Consider the following 22,836-nt stretch of genomic DNA (forward strand, 5'->3'; position numbering starts at 1 on the left):
ACTGACCAACGAGTCATGGAATACTTACCCATCTCTTAAAAAATTCAATCAAAAGAAATGCTTTCCTTGCAGGTGGTCTGCCGAAGTATAAGGCGGCAAATCACTTCAGAAACAGGCATGACCGTGCTCTACTTTCTATATTATGTAATTATATCCGTGAAATATCATTCAATTTCCTTTAAGTGGGTTATATATAAAATAAAGTAGTTAAAGAAAGGGGAGTTCATCCATGAACCGAAAATCTTCACAGATGATGCAGCAGTTTATTTTCGTTGGTCCTGCTCTATTTTTCTTTATGCTCATCATCGTAGCACCGTTTCTGCTGGGGATGTATTACTCCTTCACGGAATGGAGTGGTGCCTCAAAAGATCCCGTTTGGATTGGGTTTGCTAACTTCACCAAAATATTTACAGATGACCCGGCATTTCTGAAATCGTTTACATTCACAACTTTGTTTACGGTGACAGGAGTCCTGCTCACCAATCTGATTGGATTTTTTCTTGCTTACTTTTTAACGAAGCCGCTGAAGACGAAAAATCTCCTGCGGACTGTATTTTTTATGCCGAATGTCATCGGCGGCCTTTTACTAGGATTTATCTGGCAATTTATATTTGTCCGCGGTTTTGCGTCAGTGGGCGAAGTGACGGGGCTTGCATTTTTTAATTTGCCTTGGTTAGGGGATGAAAAGACCGCTTTCTGGGCCATCGTCATCGTATTTGTATGGCAGACCGCAGGATATTTGATGGTAATTTACATATCTTCTCTAAATAATGTACCGACAGAAGTGCTCGAGGCTGCTCAGATTGATGGAGCCACCCGTGGACAGATTTTAAGAAGTATTATCGTTCCGCTCATTATGCCGGGAGTTACCGTCTGTCTATTTCTTGCCATCTCTTGGTCGTTTAAGATGTTTGATCTAAACCTCTCGCTGACAAAAGGAGGACCCTTCCGCTCCACGGAGTCGCTTGCGCTGAATATTTATAATGAAGCATTCGTGAACGGAAGATACGGGCTTGGTACAGCGAAGGCACTAATCTTCTTCATCGTGGTTGCGATCATTACCAGCATCCAGGTTCGTCTGACGAAAAGCCGGGAGGTGGAAGCCTAATGGAAACGAGCAAAAACTACCGTTTTTCTACCTTTTTTACCGAAATCATTATGATTTTAATCGCTCTATTGTTCCTCGTTCCATTCTATTTCCTGTTTGTAAACTCGGTTAAAAGTTTTGGTGACCTCCTGACGAATGCGGCAGCATGGCCAAAAGCTTTTGAATGGGGCAATTATCAGCGAGCATGGGAGATTACCAAATTTCCGAAAGTATTATTCAACTCTCTTTTTGTAACGATTGTCAGCAATTTATTGCTTGTCTTATTTAGTTCTATGACCGCCTACCGGATGGTAAGGCACAACAGCAGGTTTAACCGTGTCCTCTTTGCACTGTTTGTGGCTGCCATGGTCATTCCTTTTCAGTCGATCATGATTCCACTCGTTAAGGTAACAAGCACCGTTGGGCTGATGAATAGTCACTATGGACTTATTATTTGTTATCTCGGTTTTGGCATACCGATATCTGTATTTCTGTTCCATGGTTTTGTGAAGTCCGTTCCTATTGAGATTGAAGAGGCAGCAAGAGTGGATGGTAGCAATGCGTATGGGGTATTTTTCCGAATCGTATACCCTCTTATGAGGCCGATGTATGTGACCATCATTATACTGAACACGCTTTGGATCTGGAATGACTATCTGCTGCCGTCCATTATTCTGCAGAATAGTTCACTTCATACCATTCCAATTGCCACGTATGCTTTTTTTGGTCAATACACGAAGCAGTGGGATTTAGCTCTGCCTGCGCTAGTGCTTGGCATTACACCGGTCATTATTTTCTTTCTTCTGATGCAGAAGTACATCATTCAAGGAATTACCGCGGGTTCAGTAAAGGGATGACAGCTCATTTTATAATATACAGGAGGGGTTTATATTGAGAAAAAAAGGGATGTTTGCACTCACCTCATTATTACTGTGTTCGCTGGTTGTTGCAGGCTGCGGTGGAGGTAAGGAGTCTGCAGATGGAAAGAAAACGATTAAAATCTTTCAATATAAGGTAGAAATAGCCGAAGCCTTTGACCGTTTGATTACGGAGTATGAGACAGAGCATCCGGATATCAATATTGAGATCGAAACGGTGGGCGGGGGCAGTGACTACGGGGCTGCATTAAAAACAAAATTTGCCGGTTCCGAACATCCGGATATTTTTAATGTAGCTGGTTACCGTGAACTGGATACTTGGATCGATAGTTTGGAAGATCTCTCAGGAGAACCTTGGGTAAACGATGTGCTCGATGTGGCCAAAGAACCCATGACCAAAGACGGCAAGCTGTATGGTCAGCCTTTGGGACTTGAAGGATATGGATTTATATATAATAAAGATTTATTTAAACAAGCAGGGATTACAGAATTACCAAAGACACTCAGTCAGCTGCAGGCAGCAGCTCAGAAGCTTCAGGATGCAGGAATTATTCCCTTTTCGAACGGATATCAGGAATGGTGGGTACTGGGCAATCATAATGTAAATGTACCGTTTGCAAATCAAGCCGATCCAGTCGCTTTTGTCCAGGGATTGAATGAAGCAACGGAGAAAATTCCAGGGAATCCCGTGTTCGAGGATTGGATTAAGCTGCTGGATCTGACCCTACAGTATAGCAATAAGAATCCGCTGACCACGGATTACAATACCCAAGTGACGACCTTTGCTACAGGAGAAGCAGCGATGATGCAACAGGGTAACTGGACACAGGTGCAAATCGATGGAATTAACCCTGATCTGAACTTAGGTATACTGCCGATGCCGATTGGAGATGATGCAGATGCGTCTGATAAACTTTTTGTCGGTGTACCGAATTACTATGTGGTGAACAAAGAGTCTGCTGTGAAACAAGAAGCAAAAGACTTTCTTGAATGGCTTGTGACGTCCGAGACAGGGAAGAAATACATGACCGAGGAGTTTAAATTCATTCCTGCATTTAAGAGTATTACGACAGATTCCGAAGTGCTTGGCGATCTTGCTGCTGACATTATTCAATATAGTGATGATAATAAAGCACTTAGTTGGTACTACAGTCGCTTTCCAGAAGGAGTGCCGCAAGAGTTTGGTGCTGTGATGCAGGCCTATGTTGCGAAGCCCGATCCTGTTAAGTTACTTGAAGATCTGCAGAAGAGTTGGGACAGCCTGAAAAAATAAAACTTATGAAAATGATCTCGTTTATTCGGGATCATTTTCCTTTACAGTGTTTTTATTTCTCCTCATTGAACATACTAAGCTTATCCATTTTGTTCAAAAGCTGGAGGAGATGATAAGATGAGAAAGTTTGTTTTTATATGTGTGGTTGTGGTGCTTTTATTCATGCAATCCGCTAATGTCATGGCAGAAGAACGCACCGATCATACGAATTATTTAAATCCATCACATGTGAACTTACTGCGGCAGGGCGGATATATTTTGTATATAAGGCACGGAGAGGCAACGGTTGGAGAAGATCAGCCTAATTACGTACTCAGTGATTGTGCGACTCAGAGAAACCTTTCAGCACAGGGTAAACAACAAGCTGTCCTTTACGGACAGAAGGTGAGGGATTTACAAATTCCATTGCAAACACCGGTGATCGCAAGTCCTTTTTGCCGAACAAGAGAAACTGCTGGACTCGCTTTTGGAGTTGGAAATGTTCAAGTAGATCCTTTTTGGACGAAAGTTTATAAGCTAAGCGGTCAAGTCAGTGCTGAAGAACGAGACAGTACATTAGCAGAACTGACTTCCATTTTAGAGAAGAATCCTCCTGAAGGCATGAATAAAGTCATCGTAGCCCATAGTTTTCCGCCGGGGGTTGGGCTTGGGGAGATTCCTTACTTAGGAACGGTTATCATCAAACCAAAAGGACAGGGAAATGGATATGAAATCGTAGACCTAGTTTCCTTTAACGAGTTATTAGGTTTATAATGTAAATTTACAGCATGAAATTACTTTTCAATGTAACTCATAGATATCACATAAAAATCGGTTCAAGCTTACAGGCTATAACCGATTCTTTTTTTGTCTTCTATAGAAAAAAAGTAAGGTTTTGATTTTTAAATTGAACGATTTTCGTATATGATGAAGAGTAACAATCTAAAAGGGCTAACGGGTGACTTGCGATGAATCAACCATTATATGGAATTTGGCTCGGAGACGTATTTTTTTGTTTTTCTGGAGAAACGTCGGAACCCAGGGTCGATGCCTGGAGCCATGGAATACGTAAAATGAAGCTAAAAGGCGGTACTTACCGCCCGTTTCAACATGCAGCCTTGCGTCTTGCGGAACTCAGATGGCAGACGAGCAAGGTACAGACCTCAAGTGCAGATCCAAACAAGAAAAAACGAATGGGAATGGGACGGACGCTCGAGGGACTCGCGCTCAGTCCGAAAGACGCATTTGAATTATTAATACACTGGAACAAAGAAGAAGCAGCCGGAGCAGGGTTTGAAGCCGGAGAAGAAATGGAATATTGGTCGAAAGCAGCTTTATTTGCTTTGGAATTACTGCTCCGAGGTCAGATTGCTCCGGGGGTCGCTCCGGTGACAGCAACAGGCGGAAGAAGACGAGGGAATCAATCTGCTGTAAAGGGTGCTTGGCACCCGAGACTTAGAGAGAAAGAAGACATAGAACGCTTTGCGATTCTTGCAGAATCCATCCCTCCAATTGCACTGACTGCCACCGTTGTTTACGCGGATACGGAGGCAGGGTCTGTGAAGGAAGCAGGTGCTGCCGTGCTTTACTCTTTCCTTAGTCAAATGATCCATGCAGCAGTTTCCTCCGAAATTGCTGCGGTGGAAAGCAGCTTGTCTAAATACCGCGTAAATTATCGCAGAGGATATTCCCCATTATCAGAACTATGGTGGAACAGTCTGCTGACCGGTTCGCGGGAACTAAGCGTACAAGGAACAATTCAAGAAATCGAAGAATTGTCTGATGCGGTTAGTGAAGCAGGAGAAAGTTCTCCTCCGTCTATAGAGAATGAATCTTCGGGTCCTGCTGCCGGGAAACTGCGGCTTGGGCTTCGGTTAGAGCCCTCAGAAGCAGGTTCTGAATGGAACGTTAGTTTTTGGGCTGAAAGTGAAACCGAGTCTGATTTTCGGGTTCCGATTGAAGCGATATGGTCCCACCCTTCTCAGGAGGTAGACCGCGGTACAACCTTGTATGAATCCGTACAAGAACAGATGTTAAGGGAGTTTGGCAAAGCATGTGAACTCGCACCTGCGCTAGGGTCCGGATGGAACGGACCTCCCACATCTGTCAGAATGAATACCGAAATGTTCTATGATTTTATGGCACATGCTGTTCCTAAACTGCAGAAGAGCGGTGTGACGGTAATGATGCCTTCAAGATGGAGTAAGGAAGGGAAACGAAAAACAGGACTTAAATTAAAGATGCTTCCACACCCAGGACGCCTTGGATCTGTAAAGCGATCCTCGACACTCGGGATGGAGCAGCTGGTTGCTTTTGAAGCAGAGGTCGTACTGGATGGGATTCCGGTCTCACAAGAAGAACTTGCGAGACTTGCGGCATCCACGTTTCCTTTAGTCGAATTTCGCGGAGAATGGATTGAGATTGATCCTAAAGAAATCCGTCAGGTTCTTCGCTTCATGAAGAAGAATGAAGAAGGTACGATGGCATTATCCGAATGGATGCATCTAGTCGCAGAGGATGAAGAAGATGCGAACTGGAAAGGCCTTTCTATCTTTGGTGCAGAATCCTACGGAATGTTGTCCTTCTTGCTTGAAGGGCAAGTACTAAAAGGAATAGAGCCTAAATCGGTACCTCCTTCTCTACATGGTAATTTAAGACCTTATCAAGAGCGGGGTTTCCAGTGGCTGTCTGCTATGCGGGACCTTGGGTTTGGGGTGTGTCTTGCTGATGATATGGGCCTTGGAAAAACCATTCAGGTGATTACCTGTCTGCTTGACTCCAAGCTCGCAGCGAAGGAGATCAGAGAAGCAGAACGTAAGCTTGAAGGAATGGTAGAAGATGAATTTGATACAGAGGGTCCTGCACTCATCGTATGTCCTACCTCACTGCTGGGCAACTGGCAGCGGGAACTCGCACGATTTGCTCCGGACTTCAAATTATATATCCATCACGGTACCCAGCGTTTGCACGGCGACCGCTTCCGTGAGCAGGCAGAAGAACATGATATTGTCCTGACGACGTATCATCTGGCTGGCAGGGATGGGGCAGATCTTGCTTCCGTTCATTGGTCTTCTGTGGTGCTTGATGAAGCGCAGTACATTAAGAACTATCGCACGAAGCAGGCGCAAAGCGTGATGAAACTGTCCGCACCGCACCGCATTGCGATGACAGGAACACCAGTGGAGAATCGGCTTAGTGAGCTATGGTCTATTTTTCAGTTTCTTAATCCAGGATATCTCGGTACGGCAGCTTCATTCCGGCAGCGTTATGTAACTGGCGGCGAGGAAGGGGCACAGTCCCTTCGTGAACTGCATAAGCTCGTGTCTCCGTTTATGCTTAGAAGGCTCAAGAGCGATCCTGATATCCGTAAGGATCTTCCGGAGAAGCTGGAACTGAAATCTTATTGCTCCTTAACGGTGGAGCAGACGGCCCTTTATAAAGGGGTAGTTGATCAATTGCTTACAGGGATTGAAGGTCAGACTGGTTTTACACGAAAAGGGGTGGTTCTGTCCTCTCTAACTAAACTTAAGCAGATTTGTGATCATCCTGTACTGCTGGAGCCAAATCGTAAAGAACAGAGCGGACGGGTGGAACTGTCAGGCAAGCTGGAACGTCTGATGGAGCTTACCGATGCAATTCGAGATAATGGAGAGTCAGCACTTATCTTTACGCAGTATGTCTCCATGGGAGATATACTGGTGAATCAATTGACTCAGCGTTACAATGAGAAACCGTTCTTCCTTCATGGAGGAATCTCCAAAGCGGAACGTGATGCGATGGTGGATCGTTTCCAAAAAGGCGAAGGTCCGTCTATCTTTGTCCTCTCCTTACGTGCGGGCGGTGTCGGTCTTAACCTTACTCATGCGAGTCATGTCATTCACTATGATCGCTGGTGGAATCCTGCCGTAGAGAATCAGGCAACAGACCGTGTATTCCGGATTGGACAGAAGAGAAACGTTCAGGTTCATAAACTGATCTGCCAAGGTACGCTGGAAGAGCGAATTGATGAACTGATTGAGAGTAAGAAACAGCTGTCTGAGCAGGTTGTAGGTTCAGGTGAAAACTGGCTTACAGAAATGTCGGACGATGAACTGAAAGGGCTTGTTACCTTACAGGGAGAAATGTGGATGTAAGTCAAGGATTTTGATTTAGGAAAGGGTGAGGTGAAGGTGAACATCGAAGTAAAGGAATTTCAGCTGGAGCCTCACGGATGGAAGGCAATCGTATCTAGTAGAGTGAGGGATTCAGAAGATAACGATATGGAATGCAAAGGGCATGTGAATCCCCTTGATGACATGGAGAAAAGAACGTTGCTTGAGCAGTTAGCAGAGTCTGCATATCTTGTGTACACACTGATGGAAAATAAGCCGTTGACGCCTGAAGAAGCGGCAATCCTAATTCCCTTCGCTACAGAGATGCAGGTGACCTGCACCTGTGAGAGCGAAGTATGCGAACATGCAGAAGCCGCTAGAATAGCAGCTGCTTCCTGGGCAGCCCGTGAGCCGCTAGCCCTCTTAAGCCTGCTAGGCATTACACGCACAGCGCTCCTTGACAGTGTATTCGGCTCATGGGCAGCCGAATCAGAAGGGAAAGCACTGCCTCAGGCAGCGCTGCTGCAGCGACCGGCTGCGCGAGCGGGCGGCAACGTCTCCGCGATTATGGATTACATCGCGGAGAGTGTCCAAGACAGCGCGCTCCACAAGCCTGGCCAACGGCTGACAGAGGTGGAGCTGCATCTGAAGGCACCCTCCAAAATGGTGCCTCCCCCAAGTCTTGCATCGTTGCTGCCTCAGGCACCTACGGATGCTGCGCTGACTCATTTACGAGAACAGCTGTCCAAGCGGGCGACAGAATGGGCACCCCGCTTAGCCCAGACAAAGTCCGGGAGCAAGACGAAGTAAATACGATCATGACAGAGCATAAGAGATCTGAGTCTCATGACAATCCATGTCAGGGGACGTCAGCGTTCTTTTGCTCTGTTTATTTTTAGTCTACAATAGAGCGTGGACAAGCTATTTGTGGATGGGGGAGTAATCGATGATAACGACGAAGAAGAAAAGACACCACTGGACAATTGCTCTGCTGTCTACCCTGTTGGTCAGCACCGTTCTACTTACAGGCTGTGAAGTAGGTGGACAAGGTCAGCAGGAAGGACAGAACCTGAATGCTCCGGCGACAGGTGATACTTCTGAGGAAGTAACCCCAGATGGAACAGATGACAATGTGGACGGTGTAGAAACCGGTAAAGAAGATACAGAAACAGACAGTGTCATGGCTTTGCGTGCACAAAGTTCACTGCAGAGCAGTATTCAGCAGGAAGGTGACCGAAGTGTTGTAACCAATGCGGAAGCAGTGACGGTCATTGTGAATAAAGAGCGGAGTCTGCCGGAAGGGTATGAACCGGATGATTTGGTTGAACCGAATGTTCCTTTTTCTTTTGACGGACCTCATGAGAAACGTCATTTGAGAAAAGAAGCTGCGTCTGCCTTAGAGGAACTGTTTGCAGCAGCAAAAGAAGACGGTATAGAACTTCGAGCTGTGTCTGGGTATCGTTCTTATAGCCGCCAAGTTTCCGTGTATAACAGCAGTGTAGAGCGTAACGGTGAAGAATATGCGGCAAGAGTAAGTGCGAAACCAGGTTACAGTGAACATCAGACAGGGCTTGCGATTGATGTATCCAGTCCAAGTGTCGGCAATGTAATCGAAGAAGTGTTTGGCGACTCAGAAGAAGGCAAATGGCTGGAAGAACATGCGCCCGAATACGGTTTTGTGATTCGGTATCTCAAAGACCGGGAAGATATTACGGGTTATGTATACGAGCCGTGGCATATCCGTTATGTAGGTAAAGAGTTAGCGCCGGATATCGCAGAGAGCGGTCTTACCCTGGAAGAGTACTTTGATGAGTCAAATATTAAACTGTAATTTGAACAAGAGATAGAAGAAGGCAGCCCAGCGGGGCTGCCTTTTTGAATACATGGACACACGAGATATCAATGAGTCCCTATTCAGAATGGTTTGTTCAAGTACGATGTTTCAAAAGATAGACGAATACGGGTTTATTCAGTTGCTTGTTCTACAACCAGTTTCATCGCGTTCGCAATAGGAGGGAGGCTGCGAGTCGTAATGCCGTTATAAACGCCAATTACGTAGTCTTTTTCCTTAAGTGTAGAAGGATCAATTGCTTCTCCTTTGGTATCTACTACTTTCGTTTCTGAACTGATGTTAAATACGATACCGCTGGACGGCTCTTCTTCAATACCTTGACCTTTAAGGAGGATACTGCGTTCGCCATTTTCGTTAGTTGTTATTTCACTGATTGCACCTTCAGCAATAACGAGATCCGCTTTTGCTTGTTCGGTTACAGTGATCTTGTATACCGGTGATTGCGGAGGAAGGCTAAGCGTTGCAAACATCGCGTGTTCAGCTTCAACCTGATCGCCAACTTTGAGATCTTTAAATGCAAGGGCATCCCCGTTTGCAAGTGCAAACTTCGTATCGTCACTCACATGAAGAATGATTCCTTTCGCACCATTTCCATTGATATGGACGGAAAGTTTACCTTCTTCCGAAGACAACGAAGTGATAATTCCGCTTGCTTTTGTTACTTCTTCTTCTGATGCATTCGCTTGATCTGTAGTAATTATAATTTGACTCCCTTCTACCGATACGTTGCCGTACAGAACCTCGCTGACAAAGTTCAGAGGAACATACTGCGTGTTATTGACTATCTCAGGTGCTTGTCCTAAACGAACAAGCATCTTATTTACATTATAAGCATCTTCCCCTGTCATAATGGAAGTCCATTTAATTCCTTTGGTAAGCTCGCTTGCTTTGGTGTCTGGTACCCATTTTACTTCCATTCCAAGTGCTTCTGCTAGAGAACGTACAGGAATCATGGGTTGTGCAGCAGTTGATACTTGGTAACCATCCTCGATAGCCTGTCCATTCACCGTAATCGTAAATACCTCTTTAAGATTACTTGAGATCGGCACTGGAGTGCTCGCATCTGCATATGCGTAGAGGGAACTACCGCCTAGAGCAATAGTTAGGGCTGCCGCAGCTACGCCGGTTTTCATTCTTTTGTTCATGTGTCTTCTCTCCTTTGTTGTTGTTTTGTCATAAGACGATGACATCTTTCAGACGAAAACCACGGGAGTAAGGTTGCACTAGAGTAAAGGGCTTAGTACGCAAAATCTGGTTTCTGCATTGACCAACGATTAAGCTTAAGGTTCAATTTTTACATTAGTAGCATACCAATGCCCATTCTTAAGCTTTAAATCCATGGTCAGCGGTTCCTTAAATCCGAAGTCATTCTGATCGTATTCGTGAGTTACAAATACTTTGGCAACAAAAAAGAAATGGAGCGGAACCACGATCCCTACGTTATGTTTGGAAGAATCATAGGAGAATTCAGCAGTAGTTGCTCCATTTGTAATCGGATTTATTCTATTAAAGACAGACGGATCCATGTATTCTTGCTCATTACGATCTGCTGCCATAGTTTTTTCCAGAATAATTTTAGTATCCTTCGCAATCCAAAAGCCAAATAGAATGTACAGTAGTGCAAATGAAGCGATAAAAACCATAATCCACATTTTTTTATTCATATTTTTCCTCCTTAATCATTAGTAGAAATTATAAACTACACTAACTTCCCGATCAAATTATATACTGTTTTATAAAAATATGGGTATAAGCACTAATAAACGGACTTGCGAGAAATAGTTCAATGTCATAAACAAAGGAATATCACAAACAAAGGAATGTCAGAAGCCAAGGAACATCAACATAAATAGGATACAAAAAAAACAAGGATCCCGGGCTTTACAGCCAAGGCTCCTTACTTATTTTACAGTCATAAAACAATCATAGAACCCTAGGGTTCCCAAACTACCGTGGTATAAGGAAGTGTGTCATAGCTGCTGGCCCAATAATACCCAGGAGCCATAATTCGGCGAGGCTGGAACCCGATCTCTCCGGAAGGAGCGCTTACCGTTTCGGAAGAGGATTGGAATATCCCATCTGCGGTAGCCTTGGCGGTGACGTATTTTCCAGCCATCTGAGTGAATCTGCCGCTAACCGCAGCACGAAGCGGTGTCCCGGTTTCAAGATCCACGACTCGTAAGGTCACGATAGCTTTGTCTCCTGTATATTCAAATGTCTTCTCATTGATAATCATCGGTTTCAAAGTGGTAGAGGTCGTTGTCGCAGAAATGGCTTCGCTAGGGTAGCTTTCATTTCCCGAGAGATCGACCGCTGTGATTTTGTAATAATAAGTGGTATCTGCAAGCAGTCCTTTATCTTTGTAAGATAATCCTTTAGCAGTTCCTGCATAAGTAAGAGGTCCTGTTGCAAAATCAGGTTCAGTGCTCCGGTAGATCCGGTAGTCATTCACTGCGGCGTTGTCGAACGCCATACCATAACGCACATCAATCCGTTCGTGATCAAAAGCTGTCGCAGAGAGAGGGCCGCTGACTATGCTTGGCGGTTCCAAGTCGGATGGAGGAGCCCACTTCATTCCTTCCGGTCCCCACTTGCTTGGGAAGTCGATGAACGAAGTGTAGTGGTGAATGGCGATGCCGCCAAACGCCGGGCTCTCTTGCATAGCCGCATACACTTTATTCAGTTCATCCTCCATAAAGGTTCTGCCTTCCTCATGGAAGCTGATCGTTTCGGGATCTCCGCCATCGGCAATATCTTTGGTTTCTACACCGATGATGACGGAGTTTGGCTTACCTATGGATTCAGCGTAGGCAATCTCCCCGAGTGCTTGTTGGATAATGCCTGCACTTCCGTCTGCCTGATCACGGTAATTCATAATCGAAATATAATCAGCGGTATCCTGAATGTGTTCAGACAGCCATTTTGTTGATCCCTTCCACGGAATTGCACTGGCATCAGCGGAACTGTCATACCACCTTGGAATGGCTGCGCCTACGGGGAAAGTAATCCCCGCCGCATGTTTCCGTTCCATCAGTGCTGCGAGCATATCTAGGTACTGAATCTGGACAGACGGTTTTTCCGTCTTAAAATCAGGCAGAATATACGGCTCGGTATCGAGATTAATGCCATCAAACATAGCGGAAGCTTCAGAAGCCAGATTATAGTTCAGTACTTTTTCAAATTCCCGAACTGCTTGGGTACGGTATCTCTCGTAAGCTCCATAGTAGGGTGGTGTTGTGCCGCCGGCAATTAGTGCCTGAACTTGATACCCATTCGCATGTGCCCAAGTAACAAACTGCTGTACTTTTTCACGGTAGTCTTCCAGCATCGAAGCTCCATTATAGCGATCAACGCCTAGATAGAGTGTAGTGATGGGACGGTCACTAAAGGTGGTTGTATCAGAGGTGAATCCGGCAAAAGTATCCCAGGAATTCGGATTCAGTATCAGGTGATAAGATGCCGTTTCCCAAATCCAGATTGCTCGATCTTGAACGGGGAGAGGCTCGGTAGCTCTATACACACTATCCATCACGGTACCGGAATCTCCAGAATTCTCAGATTTAGAGGAGGAGTTCCCTTGACCGATGGCTTGTGGATTGGGGGCTAGGTAGGTGGTGAGGCTGTATCCTGTGTTCCCGTTCTGATCGGTTGCCTTTGCCTCCAGGCTATACTTTTGTTTTTTGTCTAGATGTGCAACTTCCCAAGCATATTTATAGAATCCTTCTGTTTCATTGTAGGAAGCAGGTTCCCAAGGACCTCCATTAACCCGGAGTTCAACCTGAGTGATTGTATTTTTACCTACTGCAGAAATATGAATGGGAATGGCTCCTTTGTCACGAGGCAGGGGAGCATCTGTTTCGCCTGGACTTACAATACGTACTTCGGGTACATTCGCGGCTGGATTATCTACATGGAGATGAATAAAAGGAGACCAAATCCCGTATCTCGTTCCGATATCTTTGGATTTAAGCGCAATTTCAATAGTGCCGTCTAATGAGGATGTATCTAATGAATAAGACCATGTTCCATGGTTATCAGCATCAGGGTCATCCATATGCACATCATTTACCAATTGACCATTGACCACAATTTCGATGTCAAATACATCGGTGTACGTACCATGAAGTTCTACGAATCCTGGGGAAATGTTTTCCCCATCTTGATGGGAATCCAGAGTAACACGAGCAGCAGCTTTTACGGAAAGAGAGGGGAGGAGCATTGTAACGAGGATGAATACCAAACAAAGTAATCCACATTTTCGCAAAAATGAAGTCATGTTCATCTCACATCCTTGTCAGTATGATGTAAATCTTATTGACGACATCTACTGGATAAATTACAAATATGGCGAAGATGCGAATTCAAGTGTCAGCTTAAAGCGGTTACTTTTAATTATTACAAGAAAATAGGGATTAGAACCGACTGGTAGATCTATGGCAGGTTATTTTTGCGAAAACGTGAAAAAGCCCAGTTCATAATGATGAACCGGACCTCACTAGTCTTCTAATTTATTTCTCTACTTATTAAGGGGGGAATCTTCATAACCCGTATCTTTGTAATCCGTATGATCGAGCTTATTCAGCACCTTTTGCTGACGAATGATTTCCTTCGTTTGCTCCGTTCCCGTGTTATAAATAAGCTGATACAGTTCTTGAATGCGGTCCGTAAACTGCTCATTTGCATCATCATGATCTGCTGATTTGTAGGGAATCGGTGTGCGCTGAAACGCATATTCGTCCTCTTTGCTAATCAATGACATCAAATCCTGCATTTGAGCAAGTTTATCTTGAGTCAGCTTTACCTCATAGTCATTCGATTCAAGCGGTTCTTGATGGATGAGCTGCTGTGTGATGGAAACGTAATAAGTGTCCATTGGCTCTTTCTCCTTTCCATTTTATATATCCAGATAAAAGACAATTTACCTGTTTTATACACTAGTAGGGCAGGGGATGAATCAGCCGCATAGATAGATTATTTCAGATGTCTCGGTAAAGCAGGCACTTCTCGCATCGTTTTTTTCATTTTTGACTTACAGAGCGGGCAAGGCGGTGCTTCCTCCTTCGATTTGCCGGTGTGCTGACGAATCCAGGCGGGACAAGTATCTGATGTACATGACCATACCGGTACAGTTTCCATCCGCTGCGAGCTTCCTTTCATAAGAGAGGAAGAAGAGCTGTGTATCTTGCCTTTCGAGTGGAAGCGGTCTTTGTCCGGATTTAAACGTTCTTTGGCACTCTGTTTCTTGTGGCCTGTATCCTTGACGCCGAAAGCTTCCAGCAGAAATCTAGAGACAGGAGCCGGCTTCCCATGCTGACTAGCAGGAGAGGTAATGAATAATCGCTGCTTCGCACGCGTAACAGCAACATAAGCAAGTCTGCGTTCTTCCTCTAGCAAAGCTTCGTCCACTTCTTTGGCAGCTGCGCCCGTCAGTGCCGCTTTTCGGTCCTCGGGCACTTCTTTGGTTAGAGCAGAACTATGCGGAAGAATTCCTTCACTTGCACCAATCCAGTAAACGCAAGGGAATTCAAGCCCTTTGGCTCGGTGAATCGTCATCAGCTGTACGGCATCTTCATTGGCTGCTTGCAGAGCTTCCATCTCTTTATGTCTTCGGGATAGTTCATCTGCAAAGGTAACAAAACTCTCCACAGTCTCAAACCGTTTTACAGATGCCTCAAGCTCATCCAGTGTTTCCATAATCGTTTCTTTATAATGTGTGTAGATACTTGGATCGCCGCTCTCAAGATACGAATCGTAGAACTGTCTTCGCATTTCTTGGATCGCCGCAAGCGGAGTCATCGTCTGCAGCTGCTTAATCAGTTTAATTCGTTCCTTGACCTGCTCTTGCTGAAAAGGTTTCAGACGATCCCATCTCGAAAAATGAATGAGCGGATATTTTTTAGGCTGCAGCTTCTCTTGCCCTGCCAAGTATTCGAGACCTGCTTCACGCGAGATATATAAAGGTCCGAGTGTACTTGGAATCGCATCAAAATTACGCGGGTGAAGGGATAACCTTAGGTGATCCATCAGCGGCTTCACTAAAGTCTGATCGTAGAAGACAGGGGTAGCCCCATATTGTACAAATGGAATCTCTTTTAGAACAAGCTGTTCAAAAATAGCACGGCTGCTGCTTGCTGTCCGGTGCAGAATCGCAATATCTTGATACGATAAATGTTCTTCTTCTATCATCTCCTGAATATGGCTGACGACCATCGCCGCCTCTTCTTCCACTCCAGAAGGAGTGGCGAACAACGGCTGATACCCAGGCTTACCAGCGGACACTAATTTCTTATACCGGCGTTTTTTGTTATAACGTACAATCTCTGTGCCAAGACCAAGAATGCGAGCGTCGGAGCGGTAATTAATATCCAGTGTAACGATGGATGCCCGAGGATAGACTTTATCAAAATCAAGAATTGCTTCTTGTCTTGCTCCATTAAAGGTATAGATCGTCTGGTCGTCATCACCGACTACCATCAGGTTCCGGTGGGAAGCTGCGAGTTTACGTACAATTTCGTACTGAAGACTGTTGGTATCTTGGAATTCATCCACCATAATATATTGGAATCGTTTTTGAAGCGGGCGCAGAATGGCAGGATCATTCAACAGTTCCGCAGCTCGCAGCAAAATATCATCAAAGTCCATCTTGTGACGTTCTTTCTTCCATGCTTCATATCCGGTAAGAATCTGTTTTACCTCTCTTTCTTCCTGTGACGTCTCTGGAAGATCTTCGGTCCGTTTTCCTTCCATCTTCCAGGTAGAGAGAGAAGAGAGCAGGCTTTCCGGCTGAAATGCATCGCTTAATCCATGCTTGCGCTGAATCATTTTTATTACGGTATGCTGTGCTCTCATGTCACCAAAAATATCTTCCGTTACCCCGTAATGACGCAATAGCATTAAAGCGAAGGAGTGGAATGTTCTTGCTTGTACAGCCCTTGCAGCAGCAGAACGAATACCAGGAAGTGTCGAAATACGAGATTTCATCTCTGCAGCGGCTTTACTAGTAAAAGTGACGAGCAGGATACTGCCGGCAGGTACGTTTCGAACTTTAATAAGGTAGCCGGCTCTTGCCGCAAGAACCGTCGTTTTACCACAACCAGCACCTGCCAAAGTTAAAATAGGACCGTCACCATGCCTTACGGCTTTAATCTGTGGTCCGTTCAGCAGAATACCGGCTTCCTCCAACGACCTGAAGTATTCGGCATCTGGTTCCGTATCATGAACAAGCTCCAGGCTTGTTTGTTCGGGCGCTTCCTTTGCCTTAGGCATTCGGGCACTCGAAGGGACCCCTAAAGGGCGAGGATAAAATATAGGATTTGTGCTATACATAAATGGTGTACACCTCATCTAAAATCAAAGTAAAACATTGCCCTTTTCACAAGAGGGTTGTAAATTTGGTATGATAGAGTCATAAAAACATCTGACGAATGATAAACTTTAAGGTAGATTACATATAAGATGGTTACTTGTCTGCATGTAACAGACTGTTCTATTATACCGAAACTATCAATTCAAGCGAAGTATACGGTATAATTTGACGATAAAGTTTAGCATAGGGTGTTATTGCTGTAATAAGGTACTGAAAGCTATAAGCTGCAATGCTTGCAACATGCAACTTGTTACATGGAATGAGGAGGAATGAATCGCATGAACTTTTTACAACGAATTAAAGACGGGGCAGGGCGTGCGACTGAGAAGGCGCAGCATGCTGTAGAGATTAACAAAATTAATTCGCAAATTGCGAACATTAAGCACGACATGTCCGTGAACTATACAGAAATGGGCCGTATCTTCTATGAGGGGTATCGTGCACAAGATATGTCTTTAGCGGAAGAAAGAATGATGGAACTTTCGGCAGACTGCGACACGCTTCAGGATGAGATTGATGAACTGCGCGAGAAGATTGCTCTGCTGAAAAACGAGCGGGTTTGCGTCTGTGGTCATGTATCGGATCTGGATGCTAATTTCTGTCCCAAATGCGGCCGTGCTTTAACAGGAAACGAGAAGCCGGCTCCGGCAGCACATGCACAAGCTAAACCGGAAGCAGCAGCTACCGTTGCTGAAGAAGAGGTAGAAGAGGAAGAGCTTTTCCCGGATCTGCTTTTGGCTGAGGAAGAGATTCCTAGTGAAAATTATGATCTAGGAGACTTTCTGCCGGAAGAGAAAGAAGAGTTTGACGCAGAGTGGGAACGCAGACGCTTGGAAGAGATGCAGCGCGAAAGCGAGAGGCAGCAGGAGCTGGATGAGCGTATAAGGTATTGGAAAGAGAACAATCAGCACCAAGAAAAAGTGGAAACGGAACTTCCGCGAGAGACCGTAAAGTGTCAGATTTGTGCAGCGGAGCTGCCAAAAGGCTCTAAATGGTGTCCGCATTGCGGAGCAGAACAGATTTAATCTCCGGATTCGGAATAAGTATAGGTAACGTCTAAAAAACCCTTCTATCCTATCCGAATAAGGATAAAGAAGGGTTTTACCTGTTTTGTGCAGTCGATTAGGTTACATTTCCATTTCCTTTAGTTTCTCAAATATGGTGAGATAGTAACTAGGCTGCCTAGTCACAAACTGATCTGCTCTAATGGTTTCCATGAAGAGCGCTTCTGGATTACCTTCATTCTGACTATGAATTCCAATGGCTTGCACTTCTGATACTTTATTCTCGAACAACTCCATCATATCGGATAGAAGAGCTTCGTAAAGTCCTTGTACTTCACTTTGCTGCAGATGATATTGATATAGCGGCTGAGCATGAAGATAGCCAAATACGGAGCTGATTTCTAGGTCTTTGAAGGGGATCCCGTTTACTTCACCATATAACTCATCCTTTATCTCAAGCAGAGGTGTAAGCTGAGAGTAGGGAACAGCAAGTCCCAGTTCTTCCTCTAGTTCTCTTGCGGCATCTTGCACCGTTTCACCTGCAGACAGGTGCCCTGCTGCGGTAATATCATAGCAGGAAGGAAAGGTATCCTTACTGCCCACCCTTTTTTGAAAAAGTAGTTTACGCCCTTCTTCTGTATCTCGTATGAGCCAGCAGTGAAACGATTTATGCCAGTATCCTTTTGCGTGTACTTCAGAACGGGGGGCGGTGCCAATCCACTTTCCATCTTGATTGTAAATATCAAATTGCTCTTCTTTTATCATAAGTTTTGTACCTCCCGTGTAATAATAACGTCTTACTACAGATTTACTGCGTTTTCTGTTAGCATGATTACATACAGTTTGGGGCAATGTAGTTATCATATAGGTTTAAACGAATAAAGGGGAGATAAAGAATGGAATGCATCGTTCGTTTTCAGGTCATCTACAAAAATGAAGAGGCCAAGAATCTAAGAGGTCTTATTATGCTCGGAGATAAACAAGAAGCATCTACAGAACAATTAATCCCAATGTTTAAAAAAATAGGATTTGATGTCATGGTCGAAAACCAAAATGATCTTACTTTTAAACCGGTTCGTCCGGATGAACCGTATACTCGAATTCGTGTCACGGAACTCGATACCGGGGAAGAAGTCTACCGAGAAGATGCAAATCTGAGACAGATCCTCGAAAACCTCATTCCTAGATCGCCGGGGCTTTAAGCTTTAGCATTTTCTGACTCAAGCATTGGATCTACCAGGGAGGTACAGTGTGAGCAACGCGTCGCTTCAAGCGGTATATCGGATATACAATAAGGACATGCCCGCGTCGTTATCTTCGGCTCGGGTTTTTCTTCTTTACGTTTAAATCGGTTGATCGCCTTGATGAACATAAATATGCAGAACGCCACAATCATAAAATCAAGAACAACATTAATGAATTGACCGTATCGGAGTACAGGAATTCCGTCTGCTTCTGCCATAACAAGCGTTGTATATTTGCTTCCTTCAAGGGTGAAAATCCCTCTTTCCAGCGGCAAAAACAGCTGTTCAAAACTGCGATTTCCTAGGATTAGTCCGATCGGCGGCATGAGTATATCGTTAACGAAAGACGTAATAATTTTTCCAAATGCCCCTCCAATAATGACACCAACTGCCAAATCAATGACATTCCCTCGTACGGCAAATTCTTTAAATTCACTTATGATTCCTTTCAAGCAGATGCACTCCTAACATCGAATTATCGCAACCTTCATCTATTTAATCATCTGATGGACTCTCTTGAAAAGCGATATGTGAAAAAAATACTGAAAATAACACTTTCTTTTGCAGTATCAATTCGGTATACTTCTACCATCGACCTAACATAAGCTGTCCGCACCTGAATCCAGGTAGATAAAGAGATGGTTTACATTAATTACTAAATGCACTTACGTTATCTCGTATATGTGCTGGAATAGGCCAGCATGTCTCTACCCGATCACCGCAAATGATTGGACTACGGGAGAATTAATATAAGGTTACGATAGATAGAAGAGAACTATCTCTAATGTACCGTCAGTCCTGACGATTAGGGATGGATTTTTGCTTGTATCAGATACCTATGTTCTTCTCCCTTGCTTTTCTGCCGGTTGGGACGGTGGAAGAGAAGGGTCTTTTTTGCGTTTAGAGATTACAAAGACGATAGCACCAAGGAGGAACAGATGATGAAGCTGTTAAAAGAGAAAGTATTAAATGAAGGAATTGTATTGTCGGATCAAGTATTAAAGGTGGATTCTTTCCTGAACCATCAAATGGATCCGATCTTGATGAAAGAGGTAGGACGTGAGTTTACGCGAAGATTTGAAGGAGAAGAAATTACTCGTGTACTGACGATTGAATCCTCTGGTATAGCACCGGGCATTATGACAGCACTGGAACTTGAAGTGCCGCTTATTTTTGCACGCAAACAAAAATCACTGACTCTTCGTGAAGATATTCTGGTTGAGAAGGTATACTCTTTTACAAAACAGGAATCCAATGAAATTACCGTTGCCAAAAAATTTATGAAGCCAGGCGATCGCGTACTTATTATTGACGATTTCTTAGCGAACGGTGAAGCTGCTTTTGGACTTGCTCGGATTGTGGAACAGGCGGGAGCAGAAGTTGTCGGCATTGGTATCGTAATTGAGAAGGCATTCCAGCCCGGAGGCAAACTTTTGAAAGAGAAAGGGTACCGTGTAGAGTCACTTGTGCGTCTTGCTGCGCTTAAGGATGGACAGGTTACTTTTGCTGAAGATGAGGTTAACGTCTAATGTCCCGTGAGCGAATATTCGATCGTCATCGTCACCCAGCGAAGACATTTTCACTTGGTCTTCAGCATGTTTTGGCTATGTATGCAGGGGCTGTTATTGTTCCGCTGATCGTGGGCAGTGCGCTTAAATTATCTTCCTCTGAACTAACGTACCTCATTGCAATTGACCTGCTGGCCTGTGGGCTTGCTACGTTACTGCAGGTCTGGGGTGGTAAATATTTTGGTATCGGACTACCGGTTATGCTTGGCTGTGCATTTCAGGCTGTAGCTCCCATGATTCTGATTGGACAGAACTTTGGCATGTCCTATATTTATGGAGCGATTATCGCATCGGGATTATTCGTTATGATTTTTGGTGGATTCTTCAGTAAGCTGATTCGGTTCTTTCCGCCTGTTGTAACCGGATCGGTAGTGACGATTATTGGTCTTACCTTGATTCCAACCGCTTTGAACGATCTTGGGGGAGGTCAAAATGAGGCCGATTTCGGAAGCATTCTGAATTTATGTATCGGTTTTGGAGTTCTTATTTTCATCATTCTCATGAATCGTTTCACAAAAGGTTTCTTGCAATCTATTTCGATTCTGCTCGGTCTTGTTGTAGGTACGATCGTGGCCGGCTTCTTCGGCAAGGTAGACTTGACGCCAATGCTAGAAGCAAGCTGGTTCCGTGCACCAGAGCCGTTTCACTTTGGCACACCCAAATTTAATATTTCTGCCGTTCTGACGATGATCCTAGTTGCAATTGTCAGTATCGCAGAATCCACAGGGGTGTTTATGGCTCTCGGTAAGATTTTGGACAAAGACTTGAACTCGAAAGATCTAGCCCGCGGATATCGCGCAGAAGGTCTTGCGATTGTTATTGGTGGTATTTTTAATTCATTCCCTTATACAACGTATTCTCAGAACGTAGGACTTCTGCAAATGAGCCGCGTAAAAACACGTGACGTCATTGCAGTGGCGGGCGGACTGCTCATTATCATTGGCTTTGTACCGAAGATTGCAGCTACCGCACAGATGATTCCTCATTCGGTACTCGGCGGTGCTACGGTAGCCCTATTTGGTATGGTGGTATCCTCTGGTATTCGTATGCTTGCTGAACAGGTGGACTTTAATCGGTATGAGAATCTGCTGATTATCGCTTGTTCTGTGGGAATGGGACTTGGTGTTACGGTCGTTCCTGATTTATTTGCACAGCTGCCAGAAGAGGCAGGAATTCTACTAAACAATGGAATTGTAGTGGGCAGTTTTACGGCAATTTTCATGAATCTCATCTTCAACGGGCTGGGTCCGGCGAAAGTAACCCCTGGAACGAAGTCTACTACTAATGAAGAAGTAGCTTAATGAATATGTATATAGCAAAAGCCGGTTACATGATCTCTTGAGATCATGTAACCGGCTTTTTAAATACATTAAACATTTTATTTGATAAAAGGTGTTTAATGATTTTCTGAGATTATTGAATTAATTGAAATGATTGAGATGATACATTCTCTATTAAAGTTTACGCATTTGTTTATCAGCTAAATCCCCGACAATAGGAAGTTTTAGCCACTTTCCTTGTAGTGTCGTCACTAACATTACAATCCATATAACAAAGCCGAGAAGGGATAACAGAGCTGCGAGCAGCGGACCAAATAAGGGAACAAGCCCGCTTAGAATGTGTCCTACTACGATAAAGCTAAATGCAAACAAAGATTGCAGAGCATGGAACATTACAAATCGGCTTCGTTTCTCCAGTGCAAGCATCACAATTGCTCCTATAAAGGTGAACAGGTAGCATATTGCAGCAGCAATATTCTCATCAAGACCTGTAGATGATTTGAATGGAGACATTGTTCTTCCTCCCTTTTGTACAAGATGCTATAAGTTAGCATATGACGGGATAGGAGAGATTTGAACAGAATGCTGGAAAATTAATTGCTGAACTGAAACAAAAAAGAGTGAAATGAATAGGGGTAACCCGTAAACCGTGAGGCGGCTTAAGCGGGATACCCCTAATTTCTATAATTTCTATAAAAGTAAGCTGACCCTCACCTAACAAAAATTAATTAGGAAGGATCCCCGCCTTGTTGCTGACGTCTCGGACTCGTAATTTTCTCTTGTTTATCCGTGTCATTTTCTTTCGGAACCAGTCTAGGATCGGTGGTACCGTCATGATGATTATCGAATGCAAACTCGGTTAGTTCCCATTCTGTAGCACCCAAAACGGGATCCGAAGGGAATTGTTGACCTCTGTGGAGATGTTCAGTAAGTCCTCGTTCATTCGTATAAACTCCGTCAACCTCAACTGTTTCTTTGGATATCGGGAGCATCTCCTTGTCTTTTCCGCTCATTAATGGAATGCCTCCTTGAAAGAAATAGTAAATCATTATTTCATTATTTTCGTGAAGCACCAGGCTTCTGGCTTAAGTTAACCTGAATTAGACATAATTATTCCAAGTCGAGAGACAATAACCATAAAAGAAAGCCTTCTGAGGCTAAAATTCGAACTTTGGTAGATAAAATGTAAATTAATTACTTTTTATAAAGTTGTA

The 22,836-nt window shown here is 44.3% G+C and carries 20 protein-coding genes and 1 riboswitch; of the genes, 11 read left to right on the forward strand and 9 right to left on the reverse strand.

Going from position 1 to position 22,836, the window contains the following annotated elements; genetic code table 11:
- Positions 1-229 precede the first annotated feature (229 nt).
- The 7 genes from GQY27_RS13185 to GQY27_RS13215 all read left to right on the forward strand — a co-directional run bounded on the left by GQY27_RS13185 (position 230) and on the right by GQY27_RS13215 (position 9,139).
- Positions 230-1,108, forward strand: coding sequence for a carbohydrate ABC transporter permease (locus tag GQY27_RS13185; protein ID WP_160035106.1), 879 nt, complete (start codon positions 230-232; stop codon positions 1,106-1,108).
- Positions 1,108-1,944, forward strand: a complete 837-nt coding sequence (locus GQY27_RS13190) for a carbohydrate ABC transporter permease (RefSeq protein WP_160035108.1) — start codon at positions 1,108-1,110, stop codon at positions 1,942-1,944. Before GQY27_RS13185 ends, GQY27_RS13190 begins: the two co-directional genes overlap by 1 nt.
- 34 nt (positions 1,945-1,978) lie before the next feature.
- Entirely contained in the window at positions 1,979-3,238 is a 1,260-nt protein-coding gene (locus GQY27_RS13195) for an ABC transporter substrate-binding protein (RefSeq protein WP_442950907.1), read from the forward strand.
- A 117-nt stretch (positions 3,239-3,355) separates the two neighbouring features.
- On the forward strand, positions 3,356-3,991 hold the full coding sequence (locus GQY27_RS13200; RefSeq protein WP_160035110.1) for a histidine phosphatase family protein: 636 nt from the start codon (positions 3,356-3,358) through the stop codon (positions 3,989-3,991).
- Between the two features lie 194 nt (positions 3,992-4,185).
- Positions 4,186-7,350 (forward strand): DEAD/DEAH box helicase, encoded by a 3,165-nt coding sequence (locus GQY27_RS13205; protein WP_160035112.1) that lies wholly within the window; start codon positions 4,186-4,188, stop codon positions 7,348-7,350.
- A gap of 36 nt (positions 7,351-7,386) precedes the next feature.
- Positions 7,387-8,118 (forward strand): hypothetical protein, encoded by a 732-nt coding sequence (locus tag GQY27_RS13210; protein ID WP_160035114.1) that lies wholly within the window; start codon positions 7,387-7,389, stop codon positions 8,116-8,118.
- Positions 8,119-8,254: 136 nt separating this feature from the next.
- On the forward strand, positions 8,255-9,139 hold the full coding sequence (locus tag GQY27_RS13215) for a M15 family metallopeptidase (protein WP_160035116.1): 885 nt from the start codon (positions 8,255-8,257) through the stop codon (positions 9,137-9,139).
- A 134-nt stretch (positions 9,140-9,273) separates the two neighbouring features.
- On the opposite strand, the gene GQY27_RS13220 is transcribed toward GQY27_RS13215, so the two are convergent.
- The 5 genes from GQY27_RS13220 to GQY27_RS13240 all read right to left on the reverse strand — a co-directional run bounded on the left by GQY27_RS13220 (position 9,274) and on the right by GQY27_RS13240 (position 16,486).
- The gene (locus GQY27_RS13220; protein ID WP_160035118.1) at positions 9,274-10,305 is read right to left on the reverse strand and encodes a copper amine oxidase N-terminal domain-containing protein; all 1,032 of its coding nucleotides are present in this window, start codon (positions 10,303-10,305) and stop codon (positions 9,274-9,276) included.
- A gap of 135 nt (positions 10,306-10,440) precedes the next feature.
- On the reverse strand, positions 10,441-10,824 hold the full coding sequence (locus GQY27_RS13225; protein WP_160035120.1) for a hypothetical protein: 384 nt from the start codon (positions 10,822-10,824) through the stop codon (positions 10,441-10,443).
- 269 nt (positions 10,825-11,093) lie between these two features.
- Positions 11,094-13,436, reverse strand: a complete 2,343-nt coding sequence (locus GQY27_RS13230; RefSeq protein ID WP_160035122.1) for an Ig-like domain-containing protein — start codon at positions 13,434-13,436, stop codon at positions 11,094-11,096.
- Positions 13,437-13,676: 240 nt separating this feature from the next.
- Positions 13,677-14,033 (reverse strand): hypothetical protein, encoded by a 357-nt coding sequence (locus GQY27_RS13235; protein ID WP_160035124.1) that lies wholly within the window; start codon positions 14,031-14,033, stop codon positions 13,677-13,679.
- Positions 14,034-14,131: 98 nt separating this feature from the next.
- Complete coding sequence (locus GQY27_RS13240) at positions 14,132-16,486, reverse strand: UvrD-helicase domain-containing protein (protein WP_160035126.1); 2,355 nt, start codon at positions 16,484-16,486, stop codon at positions 14,132-14,134.
- Positions 16,487-16,804: 318 nt separating this feature from the next.
- Here GQY27_RS13240 and GQY27_RS13245 point away from each other — a divergent pair, with 318 nt between their 5' ends.
- Positions 16,805-17,551, forward strand: a complete 747-nt coding sequence (locus GQY27_RS13245) for a zinc ribbon domain-containing protein (protein ID WP_160035128.1) — start codon at positions 16,805-16,807, stop codon at positions 17,549-17,551.
- 102 nt (positions 17,552-17,653) lie between these two features.
- On the opposite strand, the gene GQY27_RS13250 is transcribed toward GQY27_RS13245, so the two are convergent.
- Complete coding sequence (locus GQY27_RS13250; RefSeq protein WP_236570590.1) at positions 17,654-18,295, reverse strand: NUDIX hydrolase; 642 nt, start codon at positions 18,293-18,295, stop codon at positions 17,654-17,656.
- 131 nt (positions 18,296-18,426) lie between these two features.
- Here GQY27_RS13250 and GQY27_RS13255 point away from each other — a divergent pair, with 131 nt between their 5' ends.
- Positions 18,427-18,732 (forward strand): hypothetical protein, encoded by a 306-nt coding sequence (locus tag GQY27_RS13255; RefSeq protein WP_160035130.1) that lies wholly within the window; start codon positions 18,427-18,429, stop codon positions 18,730-18,732.
- Here GQY27_RS13255 and mscL read toward each other — a convergent pair.
- The gene (mscL, locus tag GQY27_RS13260) at positions 18,729-19,226 is read right to left on the reverse strand and encodes a large conductance mechanosensitive channel protein MscL (protein ID WP_442950908.1); all 498 of its coding nucleotides are present in this window, start codon (positions 19,224-19,226) and stop codon (positions 18,729-18,731) included. The two genes, GQY27_RS13255 and mscL, sit on opposite strands and share 4 nt — an antisense overlap.
- 203 nt (positions 19,227-19,429) lie before the next feature.
- Positions 19,430-19,530: riboswitch (purine riboswitch) on the forward strand.
- A 185-nt stretch (positions 19,531-19,715) separates the two neighbouring features.
- Here mscL and GQY27_RS13265 point away from each other — a divergent pair.
- Positions 19,716-20,303: a xanthine phosphoribosyltransferase gene (locus GQY27_RS13265; protein ID WP_160035240.1), complete on the forward strand. Its 588-nt coding sequence runs from the start codon at positions 19,716-19,718 to the stop codon at positions 20,301-20,303.
- The gene (locus GQY27_RS13270; protein ID WP_160035132.1) at positions 20,303-21,643 is read left to right on the forward strand and encodes a nucleobase:cation symporter-2 family protein; all 1,341 of its coding nucleotides are present in this window, start codon (positions 20,303-20,305) and stop codon (positions 21,641-21,643) included. Before GQY27_RS13265 ends, GQY27_RS13270 begins: the two co-directional genes overlap by 1 nt.
- Before the next feature lie 153 nt (positions 21,644-21,796).
- Here the strand turns inward: GQY27_RS13270 and GQY27_RS13275 are convergent, their stop codons facing one another.
- Together GQY27_RS13275 and GQY27_RS13280 are read right to left on the reverse strand one after the other, a co-directional pair.
- Positions 21,797-22,135 carry a DUF4870 domain-containing protein gene (locus GQY27_RS13275; RefSeq protein ID WP_160035134.1) on the reverse strand — a complete coding sequence of 113 codons (339 nt, stop codon included), beginning with the start codon at positions 22,133-22,135 and terminating at the stop codon, positions 21,797-21,799.
- Positions 22,136-22,350: 215 nt separating this feature from the next.
- Entirely contained in the window at positions 22,351-22,635 is a 285-nt protein-coding gene (locus GQY27_RS13280) for a transposase (protein ID WP_160035136.1), read from the reverse strand.
- Between the last annotated feature and the right edge of the window lie 201 nt (positions 22,636-22,836).

The sequence above is a fragment of the Paenibacillus sp. An7 genome (genome assembly GCF_009870785.1).
Taxonomy (GTDB): Bacteria; Bacillota; Bacilli; order Paenibacillales; family Paenibacillaceae; genus Paenibacillus.